This window comes from Sphingomonas sp. R-74633 (genome assembly GCF_013416555.1).
GTDB lineage: Bacteria > Pseudomonadota > Alphaproteobacteria > Sphingomonadales > Sphingomonadaceae > Sphingomonas.
In genome coordinates this window covers 202389-214696 of the sequence record NZ_JACCFG010000005.1, presented here as the reverse complement: position 1 = coordinate 214696, position 12308 = coordinate 202389, and the positions used below count along the sequence as shown (strand labels likewise).

Below are 12308 nucleotides of genomic sequence, written 5' to 3'. Positions count from 1 at the left end.
TGACCGACACCGATAGCGACTCTTCCGGGGGAGGCGGCCCAGTGTCGCCTCCCCCGATCCTTTCGGGGACCAAAGGCGCCTGCCCGCGCTGCGGCGCGCCGACGCTGTTCCGCAGCTTCACCGGCTTTGCCGAACGCTGCAGCGCCTGCGCGCTCGACTTCACCCGGTTCAATGTCGGTGACGGGCCGGTGGTGTTCCTCACCCTCGGCATCGGCGCGCTGGTCACTGCGCTCGCCTTGTGGGTCGAATTCACCTTCCAGCCGGGGCTGCTGATCCACGCGCTGCTGTGGGTGCCGATCACGACCGTACTGGTTGTGCTGTCGCTGCGCGTCTCCAAGGGCCTGCTGCTCGCGCTCGAATATCGCAACCGCGCGGGCGAAGGGCGCGTTCGGGAATGATGCCGCGTTTTCCCCTGATCCCGACGATCGTCGTCGCGCTCGCCATCGCCCTGATGATCGGCCTCGGCATCTGGCAGCTCGAACGCCGCGGCGAGAAGCTGGCCGCGCTCCAGCTCTACGCGCAAAATTTGAACAAGCCCGAGATGGCCTTCCCGCGCCTGCCGGTCGGCGACGACACTCTCTTCCGTCGCGCCAATGCCTTCTGCCTTGAAGTGATCGGCTGGCAGAGCCAGGGCGGGCGCTCGGTCAAGGGCACCAACGGCTATCGCCATATCGCCCAGTGCCGCACTGGCGCCGAAGGCCCGGTGCTGCTGGTCGACATGGGGGTGGCGCCCAACCCGACCTTCAAGCCAGTATGGAAGGGCGGCAAGGTGACCGGCACGATCACCCATGCTCCCGATCACCGCCCGATGCTCGCCGGCCTGTTCGACAGCGAGCCAAAGCATCTGATGCTGATCTCCGAAGCCGCCGCCCCCGGCCTGGAGCCGACTGCGCGGCCCGATCTGTCGAGCGTGCCCAACAACCACCTTTCCTATGCGGTGCAGTGGTTCCTGTTCGCGCTGGTGGCGGGCGTGATCTACGTGCTGGCGCTCAAGCTGCGGCAGAAGCCGAAACCCGCCTAAAGTTCGGCTTTCTTGCCCCGGGCGGCCGGCGCCGCTAGTCCCCGCCCTCATGCAATATCAGAGCACCCGAGGCGCCGCGCCGCTGCTTGGTTTCCGTGACGTGACGCTTGCCGGCCTGGCGAGCGACGGCGGGCTATACATCCCGACCCGCTGGCCGAGCTTCACTCGCGAGGAGATCGAGGGGCTGAAGGGCCTCTCCTATGTCGAGACCGCGGTTCGGGTGATGGCGCCGTTCACCGGCGAGGACCTGAGCGAAGCCGAGCTGCGCGAATTGTGCGAGCAGGCCTATGGCCGTTTCTCGCAGGCCGCGGTGACGCCGCTGGTCCAGCTCGACCACCGCAATTTCCTGCTCGAGCTGTTCCACGGTCCGACGCTGGCGTTCAAGGACGTCGCGCTCCAGCTGCTCGGGCTGCTCTTCGAGAAATTTCTGACCGGCAGCGCCGAGCCGCTGACCATTGTCGGCGCGACCTCGGGCGACACCGGCAGCGCGGCGATCGACGCAGTCGCCGGGCGGCACGGGGTCGACATCTTCATGCTGCATCCCAAGGGCCGTGTGTCCGACGTGCAGCGCCGCCAGATGACCACGGTGCTGGCGCCCAACGTCCACAACATCGCGATCGAGGGCAGCTTCGACGACGCCCAGGCGATGGTGAAGGCGCTGTTCAACGACGCGGACTTCTCGGGCCGCTTCCGCCTGAGCGCGGTCAATTCGATCAACTGGGCCCGGCTGATGGCGCAGGTGGTCTATTACTTCTACGCCGCGGTCCGCCTGGGCGCACCGGCGCAGAAGATCGCCTTCGCGGTGCCGACGGGCAATTTCGGCGACGTGTTCGCCGGCTATGTCGCGGCGAAGATGGGCCTCCCCATCGAGCGGCTGGTGGTCGCGACCAACGTCAACGACATCCTCCACCGTGCGCTGTCGAACGGCGATTACTCCGCGGGAACGGTCACGCCGACCGCGGCGCCGAGCATGGACATCCAGGTCAGCTCGAACTTCGAGCGGCTGCTAGCCGACCTCGCCGGCGGCAGCGTCGCCGAGCAGATGCACGGTTTCGAATCGACCAGGGCGATGCGGCTGAGCAACGCGCAGCAGCAAGGCGCGGCGAAGATCTTCGTGAGCGACCGGATCACGCCCGAGGAAATGAACGAAGCGATGCGCTGGGCCTCGGCCGAAGCGGCGCAGGTGATCGACCCGCACACTGCGATCGGCCTCGCCGCCGCGCGCCGCGCGGACCTCCCCGCCGATGTGCCGGTGGTCACGCTGGCGACGGCGCATCCGGCCAAGTTCGCCGACGCAGTCGAGCGCGCCACCGGCGTGCGGCCGTCGCTGCCGGCGCGGGTGGGCGACCTGTTCGACCGGCAGGAGCGCTATGAGGTGCTGCCGGGCACGCTCGACGCGGTGCGCGAATACATCGCCGAGCGGGCCAAGCCGCGGACCTGATCGCGGGCGGGTGACGGAGAAGAATTGGGTGTCTAAAGAGCCTCGATGGACCTGATCACTCTCACCGGCGAGCCCTGGGCGGACTATGGGCTGGTCGACAGCGGCCATGGCCGCAAGCTCGAGCGCTACGGCAAATATCGCTTCATCCGCCCCGAGCCCCAGGCGATGTGGGCGCCCGCCTCCGACAACTGGGACGCGCATGGCGAGTTCGTACCCGGCGCGGACGAGGATGGCGGCGGCCGCTGGAACTTCACCAAGACGGTGCCGCCCGAAGGCTGGCCGCTCAAATGGGAAGAAGTGCGCTTCACTGCGCAGAACACGCCCTTCCGCCACCTCGCCTTCTTCCCCGACATGTCGCCGGTCTGGCACTGGATGCGCGCACAGATCGACGGGATGGACGCGCCCGAATGCATGAATCTGTTCGGGTACACAGGAGTCGGCTCGCTCGCCTTGGCCGCCAAGGGCGCGAAGGTGACGCATGTCGATGCCTCGAAGAAATCGGTCGCCGAGGGCAAGGCCAATGCCGCGCTGTCGGGCATGGAGGATCTGCCGATCCGCTGGATGATCGACGACGCCGCCAAGTTCACGGCGCGCGAAGTGCGGCGCGGACGGCGCTATGACGGGATCATCCTCGATCCGCCGAAATGGGGTCGCGGGCCGAATGGCGAAGTGTGGAAGCTCGAGGAGGGCCTGCCCGGGCTGATCGCCGAGACCACGCAGCTGCTCGACCAGAATTCGCGCTTCCTGTTCCTCACCGTCTATGCCGTGCGCATGTCGGCACTCGCGATCGGCGAGTTGCTGCGCCAGCATGTCGGCCATCTCGGCGGCAAGGTGGAATGCGGCGAGCTGACGGTGCGCGAGGAAGCGCGCGGGCTGCAGCTGCCGACCGCGATCTTCGCGCGCTGGAGCCGCTGATGGGCCTCTCGGTATTCCTGGCAACCGCAGTTGCCGACACCGTCGAAGGCCGCCGGCCGGGCGGGCGCCACGCCATGCTGATCTATGTCTCCGCCGACAGCTTCGAGGAAGCGCAGGCCAAGGCGGCCGGCGTCGCTCTCGGCACGGGCTGGATGCTGGTGCGGCTTGAAAAGGGCATGGAAGTCGCCGATCCGGCTGCCGGCGACGATCCCGTGCTGCGCGCCGCCGCGGCGGATGCATTGGCCGAGGGTTCGGCGATGGTCGTCTTTGGCGACGAGCTGCCGCCCGAGGCGTAGCGGCTGCTCCTATCCCCCGGCAACCGTTGCGGTCGACTAGCTCCGCCCCATCCGGATCGCCGAGCCTGCCACGAACGGGCAGCCCGCCACCAGCAACAGGCTCACCGCGCCGAGCAGCTTGAGCGCGCCGGGTTCGCCGGCGGTGGCGCCGAAGATCAGCAGCGGCACGGCGAAGGGCAGCATGACCAGCCCCGCCAGCGCCCCTGCTCCCCGCAGCCCGGCAACCAGCGCGGCGGTGGCGACGCCGAGTGCGGCAAGCCCGGGCGTGCCGATCAGCAGCGCGACCAGCAGCGGCGCCAGCGCGTCGCCCGGAAGCTGGAGCAGGCCCGAGGCAATCACCGTGGCGGCGAGCAAGGCCGGCGCGAAGCCGAGCCAATGGCCGGCGATCTTGGCTGCAGCGACGCCGGCATCGGGCAGGCCGCGCACGGCGAACTGGTCGAGCACACCGCTTTCCAGGTCGGGCGTTACCAACCGCTCGACCGGGAGCAAGGCCGCGAGCAGCGCCGCCGCCCAGATCACGCCGGGCGCGATGCGGGCGAGCAACTTCGAATCGGGACCGACCGCGAAGGGGAAAAGGATCGCGACAAGCAGGAAGAACACCACCGGCAACGCCAGCCCGCCGGTGCTCCAGGCCCGGCGCAGTTCGCGCCAGATGATCGCGGCATAGGCACTCACAGTGCCACCTCGCGGGCATCGGGCAGCGCTACGGCCAAATGCGTGGCGACCAGCGCGATGCCTCCCGCCGCGCGATGCCTGGCGACCATGCCCTCGAGCAGCGCGACCGAAGCGGCATCGAGACCGTTGGCAGGCTCGTCGAGCAGCCAGACCGGCGCGCCGCTCGCCACCACCCGCGCAAGCGCGGCACGGCGGCGCTGGCCGGTGGAGAGCAGGCGAACCGGCACCGGCGCGAGATCGGCGAGGCCGACCGCAGCCAGCGCCCCGGATACTGCGTCGCGCCGGCCATCGAGCCCCACCCAGAAGCGCAGCGCCTTGCCCAGCGGAAGTTCGGGATCGAGCGCCGGCGCCTCCGCCATGAGCGCGCGGGCACCCTCGCCTTCCACGCTGCCGGCGGTGGGCGCGAGCAGGCCTGCGGCGATGCGGATCAGGCTCGACTTGCCGACGCCGTTCGGCCCGGTGACCAAAGCTGCCTCGCCGGACGCGAGCGCGAGATCGAGCCCTTCGAACAGCAGCCGTCCGGCGCGCACGCACGCGATGCCGCGCAGGATTAGGCTCGTCACTCGGCGCTGTCCTCCAGCGCGTGCATGTCGTCGTCGGAAAGCCCGAAATGATGGCCGACCTCGTGCACCACGACATGGGTGATCAGCGATTCGAGCGTCACGCCGGTATGCACCCACTCGTCGAGCAGGGGCCGGCGATAGAGATGGATCTCGTCCGGCATCGACACGCCGTCCCATGCCGACTTCTCGCCCACGGGCCGCCCGCGATAGAGGCCGGTCAGGTCGAACGGGTCCTCGATACCCATCTCGTCCAGCGTCTCGTCATCGGCGAAATCCTCGATCACCAGCACGATGTCGGCGAGATAGGCGTTGAACGGTTCGGGGATGCGATCGAGCGCGGCGCGGGCGAGGCGCTCGATCGCTGCAGCGTCTGGGGCTTGCCCGGTCATCGTTGCGGGCATAGGCCGGGCGATAGAGCTACGGCAAGGGAGGCGATGATGGTGGCGCGGTTGACGGACGGACTTCGCGAGGAATCGCTCGCGGCGCTGCCCGACTGGACGTGGGAGCCGACGCGCGACGCGATCACGCGCCGCTTCGAGTTCAAGGACTTCAATCAGGCCTTCGGCTTCATGACTCGCGTAGCGCTGATCGCCGAGAAGGCGGACCATCACCCCGAATGGTCGAACGTCTGGAACAAGGTCGACGTGCTGCTGACCACGCACGACGCGGGAGGGCTCTCGACGCGCGACATCCAGATGGCGCAGGCGATCGAAGCGCTGCTCTGATTATTTGAATGCACGGCCCTGCAGCTTGCGCAGCGTGCCGGGCAGCCAGCGCTGCAGGAACCACAGCCGGTGCGCGGTCTTGCCGACGCGGGTGTGCACGTCCTTGCGGATGGTGAGCATGTGGCGGACGGTCTTCACCACTTCCTCGACCGGCGTGATCTCTAGGCCGGCGGCGCGCACCGATTCGCGCACGTTGCGGTTCGAATCCTGGGTGACGTGGTTGAGCAAGGGCGTGTCGATGAAGCTCGGCATCAGCGAGCCGACATAGATGCCCTCGTGGCCCCACTCGGCGTTCAGTGCCTCGGCAAAGCCGCGCATCGCGAACTTGCCGGCGCTGTAGATCGACATGCCGGCATTGCCCGAGATGCCCGCGGCCGAGCTGGTGATGATCATCGCCGAGCCGGGCGTCGCCTTGAGCAGGTCGTGCGCGGCGCGGGCACCGTTGACCACGCCGTTGATGTTGATCGAGAGGCCGCGATCGATGTCCGCGTCGGACATGGTCTCGAGCTGGCCGCCGACGGCGATGCCGGCATTGTTGAAGAGGAAGTCGAGCCGGCCGCCGCTCTTCGTCGCGAAGTCGGCAAGCGCCGTGGTCCAGGCATCGCGGTCGCGCACGTCCATTGCATAGGTCTGGGCGCCGGCGATCTCGGCCTTTGCCGTTTCCAGGCCGGCGGCGTTGACATCGGCAAGGCCGACCAGCCAGCCGTCCGCCGCCAGGCTCTTCGCAACCGCCAGCCCGATGCCCGATGCGCCCCCGGTGATGAATGCCGCCTTGGCCATGCCGCCTCTCCTGTTCTTTTGACCTTTGTCACTTCATCCCGCACAAACACGATCGATGCCAGAGCAAAGCCGCTCCGTTACCTTCAAAAATGTCAGCAAGGTCTGGCCGGGGGGCGTGAAGGCCGTCGACGGGGTGTCGCTGGAGGTCGCGGCGGGCAGCTTCGTCGCGCTGGTCGGCGCCTCGGGATCGGGCAAGTCGACTCTGCTCAAGATGGTCAACCGGCTGATCGAACCGAGCGAGGGCGACGTGCTGGTGGGTGGCGAGCCCGTCGGTGCCGGGCCCGCACCCGAGCTGCGCCGGCGGATCGGATATGTCTTCCAGAATGTCGGCCTGTTCCCGCACATGCGCGTCGGCGAGAATGTCGCGATCGGGCTGCGGTTGGCGGGGGAGAAAGATAGCGCGGCGCGAGTGGCGGAACTGCTCGAGCTGGTCGAGTTATCGCCCGAGATGGCGTCGCGGATGCCCGATGCGCTTTCAGGCGGCCAGCGCCAGCGGGTCGGCGTGGCGCGGGCGCTGGCGACGGGGCCGGGCATCTTGCTGATGGACGAACCGTTCGGTGCGCTCGATCCGGTGACGCGCGACGGGCTCGGCAAGGCGATCCGCGCGCTGCACGACCGGATGGAGCTGACCACGATCCTGGTGACGCACGACATGGCCGAGGCGCTGCTGCTCGCCGACCGGGTGCTGGTGATGGAGAAGGGCCGGATCGTCGCCGATGCCACCCCGCGCGAACTGCTCGCCGGCAAGGGCGGTGCTGCGGCGGACGCGCTGGTCGCAGTGCCGCGCGAACAGGCGCACCGGCTGGCGGAGCTGGAAAAGTGAGCGCGCTGTCCCGCGTGCCCGAGCTGCTCGCACAGCATCTGCTGCTGGCACTGGCGGCGCTGCTGCTCGGACTGGCGATCGCACTGCCGCTGGCGGTGCTCTCGGCGCGCAACCGGGTGGTCGGGCGAATCGCGCTGGGCTTCGCCAGCCTGGTGCAGACGATTCCGAGCCTGGCGCTGCTGGCGCTCTTCTATCCGATCCTGTTGTCGCTCTCGACTTTGGTCGGCGGTGGCATCCCGGCGCTGGGCTTCCTGCCCTCGCTGCTCGCGCTGTCGCTCTATGCGTTGCTGCCGATCCTGCGGAACGGCGTGACCGGGCTCGGGACGATCGACCCGGCGGTGATCGAGGCGGCGGACGGCGTGGGGATGACCGCGTGGCAGAAGCTGCGGCTGGTCGAGGCGCCGCTCGTGTTGCCGGTGCTGATGGCCGGCATCCGCACCGCCGCAGTGTGGACGATCGGCGCGGCGACACTGTCGACCACGGTGGGCCAGCCGAGCCTGGGCGACCTGATCTTCGCCGGGCTGCAGACGCAGAACTGGTCGCTGGTACTGACCGGCTGCGTCGCGGCAGCGGTGCTCGCGCTGGCCGTCGACGGGCTGCTGGGGCTGGCGGAGTTCGGGATCGCGCGGCGCAAGCGCGGGCTGGTCTGGGTCAGCCTGGGGACGCTGCTGATCGCGGTCGCGGTGGCGCTGGTCCCTGCCCTGCCGGCGGCGCGCGGCACCGTGACGATCGGCGCCAAGGGTTTCTCCGAGCAGTACATCCTCGCCCGGCTGATCGGGCACCGGCTGGAAGCAGCGGGGTATAAGGTCCGCTACCGCGAGGGGCTGGGATCGGCGGTGGCGTTCAGTGCTCTCGCGGGCGGTGATGTCGATGTCTATGTCGATTATTCGGGGACGATCTGGACCAACGAGATGCGCCGCAGCGACGTGCCGCCGCGCGATGCGATCGTGAGCGGGGTCGCGAGCTGGGCGCGCGAGAAGCACAAGGTGACCCTGCTCGGCTCGCTCGGCTTCGAGAATGCCTATGCCTTTGCGATGCGCGGCGACGATGCGAAGAAGCGCGGGATAACCAGCATTGCCGATCTGACGCCGGTGGCCGGCGGCCTGAACCTCGCCACCGATGTCGAGTTTCTCGAGCGGCCCGAATGGGCGGCGGTGAAGAAGGCGTACGGCCTGAGCTTCAAATCGGCCCATCCCTATCAACCGACCTTCATGTACCGCGCGCTGGCTAGTGGTACGGCGGACGTGATCCCGGCCTTTTCTTCGGACGGACGGATCGCGGCGGACAAGCTCGCGGTGCTGAGCGATCCCAAGGGCGCGATCCCGGGATATGACGCGATCCTGCTGCTCGCCCCGGGTCGCGCCGAGGATTTGCGCTTCCAGGCGGCGCTCAAGCCGCTGATCGGTGCGATCAGCGTCGAGCGGATGCGCGAGGCCAATTACATGGTGGATCGCGACAGTAACAAAGCAAGTCCCGACGAGGCGGCGAGATGGTTGGAGCGTGGACTCGCGCGATGATCTTCTGTTATCGCTACCAGAAATAATAAAGATGGAGAGAGAAATGCGGCCTGGCCTGAAGCTGTTGCTGTCGACCACGATCCTCTGGGCCGCGTCGCCCGCTTTTGCGCAGCACGCGCCGACAGCGCTGTCGGAAGCCGCAACGGTGCATCCGGAGAAATGGCCGATCGCGGGCTCGCAGGGGCTGGTCGATCCGGCGACCGAGAAGTTCGTCAGCGATCTGATGGCGACGATGACGCTCGAGGAGAAGGTCGGCCAGATGATCCAGGCGGACATCGGCGCGATGAAGCCCGAGGAGCTGCGCCAATATCCGCTCGGCTCGGTGCTGGCGGGCGGCAGCTCGCCCCCGCTCGGCGCACCCGACCGCTCGCCGCAAATGCCCTGGGTCGAGACCGCCCGCGCCTTCCGCAAGGTGGCGATGGAGCCGCGCGGCAAGCATCAGCCCATCCCGCTGATCTTTGGCATCGATGCGGTGCACGGCAACAGCAACGTCATCGGCGCGACGATCTTCCCGCACAATGTCGGCCTCGGCGCGATGCACGATCCCGCGCTGATGCGCCGTATCGGCAAGGCGACCGCCGAGGAAACCGCCGCGACCGGACCCGACTGGGCGTTCGGCCCCACCCTTACCGTGCCGCAGGACGAGCGCTGGGGTCGTGCCTATGAAGGCTATTCGGAAGATCCGGCGGTCGTGCGCGCCTATGCCGGCGAGATGGTGCGCGGGCTGCAGGGCGAACCCGGCACCAAGAACCGTATCCAGCAGGGCTATGTCGCCGCATCGGCCAAGCATTTCCTCGGCGACGGCGGCACCGCCGGTGGCGTCGACCAGGGCGATGCGCAGATCGGCGAGGACGAACTGATCGCCATCCATGCCCAGGGCTATGTCCCCGCGATCCAGGCCGGCACGCTCACTGTGATGGCGAGCTTCTCGAGCTGGAACGGCGTCAAGATGCATGGCAACAAGTCGCTGCTCACCGATGTGCTCAAGGACCGGATGGGCTTCCAGGGCTTTGTCGTGGGCGACTGGAACGGCCATGGTCAGGTGCCCGGCTGCACCACCACCGACTGCGCCGCGACGTTCAATGCCGGGCTCGACATGGCGATGGCGCCGGATGGCTGGAAGGGCCTGTTCGAGAGCACGGTGGCGCATGTGAAGGACGGTACGATCCCGATGGCGCGGATCGACGACGCCGTGCGTCGCATCCTGCGCGTGAAGGCGAAGCTGGGCCTGTTCGACCCTGCCCGTCCGTTCGAGGGCAAGGCCGGGGTGCTGGGCAATACCGAGCATCGCGCGGTCGCCCGCGAAGCGGTGGCCAAGTCGCTGGTGCTGCTCAAGAATCAGGGCGTGCTGCCGGTAAAGGCTTCCGCCAATGTGCTCGTCGCCGGACCGGGTGCCGATTCGATTGCGCAGCAGACCGGCGGCTGGACGCTGAGCTGGCAGGGCGACGGCAATGACAATTCGATGTTCCCCAACGGCCAGTCGATCTTCTCGGGCATCGCCGAGGCGGTGAAGGCCGGGGGCGGCACCGCGACGCTCTCGCCCGATGGCAGCTTCACCGCAAAGCCCGATGTCGCGATCGTGGTATTCGGCGAGCAGCCCTATGCCGAGATGCGCGGCGACATCGCGACGCTGGAATTCCAGGCGGGGGACAAGCAGGCGTTGGCGCTGCTCAAGAAGTTGAAGGCGGCAGGCGTGCCGACCGTGTCGGTGTTCCTCTCCGGCCGGCCGCTCTGGGTGAACCCCGAGATCAACGCCTCGGACGCGTTCGTCGCGGCGTGGCTGCCGGGCAGCGAAGGCGCGGGCGTGGCGGATGTGATCATCGGCGACAAGGCCGGCAAGCCGCGCAGGGACTTTGGCGGCACGCTTTCGTTCAGCTGGCCCAAGACTGCCGGCCAGTTCACGCTCAACAAAGGCCAGCCGGGCTATGACCCGCTGTTCGCGCTCGGCTATGGCCTGAGCTACGCCAAGCCGGAAACGGTGGCGATACTGGGCGAGGAACCGGGCTTCGACGCCTCGTCGCTCAATACCAGTGTCTATTTCGCCAAGGGCGTGACGCCCAAGCCCTTCTCCTTCGCCACCGAATCGAACATCACCCGCGCGCCGATCGACGGGCCGCAGACGCAGGAAGGCGCGCAGCAGCTCAACTGGACCGGCGGCCCGGCGACATTGAGCATCGGCGGCGGCGCCCCGATCAATCTTTCGCGCGAGACCAATGGCGACCTGTCGCTGCAGCTCATCTACCGGCTCGACCGCGCGGCGGCGGGGCCGGTGACGCTGACCATGGGCGAGGGCAAGGGCTTTGACGCGACCAGTCTGTTCACCGGCGAGACCGGCAAATGGCGGACGGTTAAAGTCCTGCTCAAATGCTATCAGCAGAATGGGACCGACGTGAACGCGGTCGGCGCACCACTGGTGGTGAAGGCGAGCGCACCGCTCAGCTTCAGCCTTGCTGACGTGCGCATCGTCTCGGATCCGGCCAACTCGATCTGCCCCGGTACCAAGTGATCGAGACGATCGCGATCGCGCGTGGGCCCTATCGCGCCGAGCTGATCACGCTCGGCGCGGCGCTACGCGTGCTGCAGGTGCCCGACCGGAACGGCGCACGCGCGAATGTGGTGCTGGGGTTCGCGAATCTCGAGGACTATCGCGGGACGCCGCGCTTCTATGGCGCGGTGACCGGGCGCTATGCCAACCGGATCGGCGGCGCGCTCTTCACACTCGACGGGGTGGAGCATCGCATCGCGGCGAATGACGGCGCGAACAGCTTGCACTCGGGGCCGATGGGGCTCGACCAGCAGCATTGGGACGTGGTGGCGCTGACCGAGGATGCAGTGACGTTCCGCCATGTCAGCCCGGCGGGACATAACGGCTTTCCGGGCAGCTTGACGGTGGAAGCACGCTACAAGCTGGAAGACGACGGGCTCGCCATCCTGCTGACCGCGACCACCGACGCGCCGACAGTGGTGAACCTGACCAACCACGCCTATTTCAACCTCGGCGGCGAGGCGAGCGGCACGACCATTCTCGACCATGTGCTGCGGATCTCCTCCAGCCGCACCACACCGGTGGGCCCCGGGCTGATCCCGACGGGCGCCTTTGCCGATGTCAGCGGCACCCCCTTCGACTTCCGCGTCCCCAGGCGGGTCGGCGAGCGGATCGACGCCGATGATGCGCAGCTCCGGCTTGGCCACGGTTATGACCATAATTTCGTGATCGACGGCGCTCCGCGCTGCGTCGCCACGCTGTTCGATCCGGGATCGGGGCGCGTGCTCGATCTCCATTCGGGTGAGCCCGGGCTGCAATTCTATTCGGGCAATCATCTGGCCGGCGGCCCGCCGGGCACGAGCGGGCGCGTCTATGCCGCGCGCGATGGACTTTGCCTCGAGCCGCAGAAATTTCCAGACAGCCCGAACCGGCCGGGCTTCCCCTCGGCGCGGCTCGATCCGGGCCAGGTGTATCGCCACGACATCGCCTTCCGCTTTCGAACGGCCGCTGGCTTGGAGGAAGCGTTTCCCGGCTAAAAAGGAAAAGGCCGGGTAGCGAGCCCGGCC

At 68.1% G+C, this 12308-nt stretch carries 14 protein-coding genes; 10 read left to right on the top strand and 4 right to left on the bottom strand.

What is annotated here, in order from left to right; genetic code table 11:
- The first annotated feature begins 41 nt into the window (after positions 1-41).
- The 5 genes from HZY97_RS17110 to HZY97_RS17090 are packed head-to-tail and all read left to right on the top strand — an operon-like array spanning position 42 to position 3673.
- The gene (locus HZY97_RS17110) at positions 42-398 is read left to right on the top strand and encodes a DUF983 domain-containing protein (RefSeq protein ID WP_373684410.1); all 357 of its coding nucleotides are present in this window, start codon (positions 42-44) and stop codon (positions 396-398) included.
- A complete protein-coding gene (locus HZY97_RS17105) occupies positions 398-1021 on the top strand; it encodes an SURF1 family protein (RefSeq protein ID WP_180146578.1) in 624 nt (207 codons plus the stop codon). The genes HZY97_RS17110 and HZY97_RS17105 overlap by 1 nt, the downstream gene beginning before the upstream one ends.
- A gap of 49 nt (positions 1022-1070) precedes the next feature.
- On the top strand, positions 1071-2462 hold the full coding sequence (gene thrC, locus HZY97_RS17100) for a threonine synthase (RefSeq protein ID WP_180146575.1): 1392 nt from the start codon (positions 1071-1073) through the stop codon (positions 2460-2462).
- Between the two features lie 45 nt (positions 2463-2507).
- Positions 2508-3377: a class I SAM-dependent methyltransferase gene (locus HZY97_RS17095; RefSeq protein ID WP_180146571.1), complete on the top strand. Its 870-nt coding sequence runs from the start codon at positions 2508-2510 to the stop codon at positions 3375-3377.
- Complete coding sequence (locus HZY97_RS17090; protein ID WP_180146568.1) at positions 3377-3673, top strand: hypothetical protein; 297 nt, start codon at positions 3377-3379, stop codon at positions 3671-3673. Before HZY97_RS17095 ends, HZY97_RS17090 begins: the two co-directional genes overlap by 1 nt.
- Positions 3674-3709: 36 nt before the next feature.
- Here HZY97_RS17090 and HZY97_RS17085 read toward each other — a convergent pair whose 3' ends face one another.
- From HZY97_RS17085 to HZY97_RS17075, 3 genes are read right to left on the bottom strand one after another with little or no spacing between them, the layout of a single operon-like run.
- Positions 3710-4348, bottom strand: coding sequence for a heme exporter protein CcmB (locus HZY97_RS17085; RefSeq protein ID WP_180146564.1), 639 nt, complete (start codon positions 4346-4348; stop codon positions 3710-3712).
- Positions 4345-4911, bottom strand: coding sequence for a heme ABC exporter ATP-binding protein CcmA (gene ccmA, locus HZY97_RS17080; RefSeq protein WP_180146561.1), 567 nt, complete (start codon positions 4909-4911; stop codon positions 4345-4347). Before ccmA ends, HZY97_RS17085 begins: the two co-directional genes overlap by 4 nt.
- On the bottom strand, positions 4908-5300 hold the full coding sequence (locus HZY97_RS17075; RefSeq protein WP_257215144.1) for a metallopeptidase family protein: 393 nt from the start codon (positions 5298-5300) through the stop codon (positions 4908-4910). Before HZY97_RS17075 ends, ccmA begins: the two co-directional genes overlap by 4 nt.
- Between HZY97_RS17075 and HZY97_RS17070 the strand changes: the two genes are divergently transcribed.
- Positions 5289-5636 (top strand): 4a-hydroxytetrahydrobiopterin dehydratase, encoded by a 348-nt coding sequence (locus HZY97_RS17070; protein WP_257215143.1) that lies wholly within the window; start codon positions 5289-5291, stop codon positions 5634-5636. The genes HZY97_RS17075 and HZY97_RS17070 overlap by 12 nt on opposite strands.
- Here the strand turns inward: HZY97_RS17070 and HZY97_RS17065 are convergent, their stop codons facing one another.
- Entirely contained in the window at positions 5637-6416 is a 780-nt protein-coding gene (locus HZY97_RS17065) for an SDR family oxidoreductase (protein WP_180146553.1), read from the bottom strand.
- Positions 6417-6471: 55 nt separating this feature from the next.
- Here HZY97_RS17065 and HZY97_RS17060 point away from each other — a divergent pair, with 55 nt between their 5' ends.
- Genes HZY97_RS17060 through HZY97_RS17045 form a run of 4 tightly spaced genes read left to right on the top strand, consistent with a single transcriptional unit; the run spans position 6472 to position 12278 of the window.
- Positions 6472-7239, top strand: a complete 768-nt coding sequence (locus tag HZY97_RS17060) for an ATP-binding cassette domain-containing protein (RefSeq protein WP_180146550.1) — start codon at positions 6472-6474, stop codon at positions 7237-7239.
- Positions 7236-8756 (top strand): ABC transporter permease/substrate-binding protein, encoded by a 1521-nt coding sequence (locus HZY97_RS17055; protein WP_180146547.1) that lies wholly within the window; start codon positions 7236-7238, stop codon positions 8754-8756. Before HZY97_RS17060 ends, HZY97_RS17055 begins: the two co-directional genes overlap by 4 nt.
- 43 nt (positions 8757-8799) lie before the next feature.
- Complete coding sequence (locus HZY97_RS17050; protein ID WP_180146543.1) at positions 8800-11262, top strand: glycoside hydrolase family 3 protein; 2463 nt, start codon at positions 8800-8802, stop codon at positions 11260-11262.
- Positions 11259-12278 carry an aldose epimerase family protein gene (locus HZY97_RS17045; RefSeq protein ID WP_180146540.1) on the top strand — a complete coding sequence of 340 codons (1020 nt, stop codon included), beginning with the start codon at positions 11259-11261 and terminating at the stop codon, positions 12276-12278. The genes HZY97_RS17050 and HZY97_RS17045 overlap by 4 nt, the downstream gene beginning before the upstream one ends.
- The last annotated feature ends 30 nt before the right edge of the window (positions 12279-12308 follow it).

Bases quoted from the DNA above. Each gene is read 5' to 3' on its own strand.
- HZY97_RS17105 (WP_180146578.1), top strand. From the start codon at position 398: ATGCCGCGTTTTCCCCTGATCCCGACGATCGTCGTCGCGCTCGCCATC.
- thrC (WP_180146575.1), top strand. From the start codon at position 1,071: ATGCAATATCAGAGCACCCGAGGCGCCGCGCCGCTGCTTGGTTTCCGT.
- HZY97_RS17095 (WP_180146571.1), top strand. From the start codon at position 2,508: ATGGACCTGATCACTCTCACCGGCGAGCCCTGGGCGGACTATGGGCTG.
- HZY97_RS17090 (WP_180146568.1), top strand. From the start codon at position 3,377: ATGGGCCTCTCGGTATTCCTGGCAACCGCAGTTGCCGACACCGTCGAA.
- HZY97_RS17075 (WP_257215144.1), bottom strand. From the start codon at position 5,300: ATGACCGGGCAAGCCCCAGACGCTGCAGCGATCGAGCGCCTCGCCCGC.
- HZY97_RS17065 (WP_180146553.1), bottom strand. From the start codon at position 6,416: ATGGCCAAGGCGGCATTCATCACCGGGGGCGCATCGGGCATCGGGCTG.
- HZY97_RS17060 (WP_180146550.1), top strand. From the start codon at position 6,472: ATGCCAGAGCAAAGCCGCTCCGTTACCTTCAAAAATGTCAGCAAGGTC.
- HZY97_RS17050 (WP_180146543.1), top strand. From the start codon at position 8,800: ATGCGGCCTGGCCTGAAGCTGTTGCTGTCGACCACGATCCTCTGGGCC.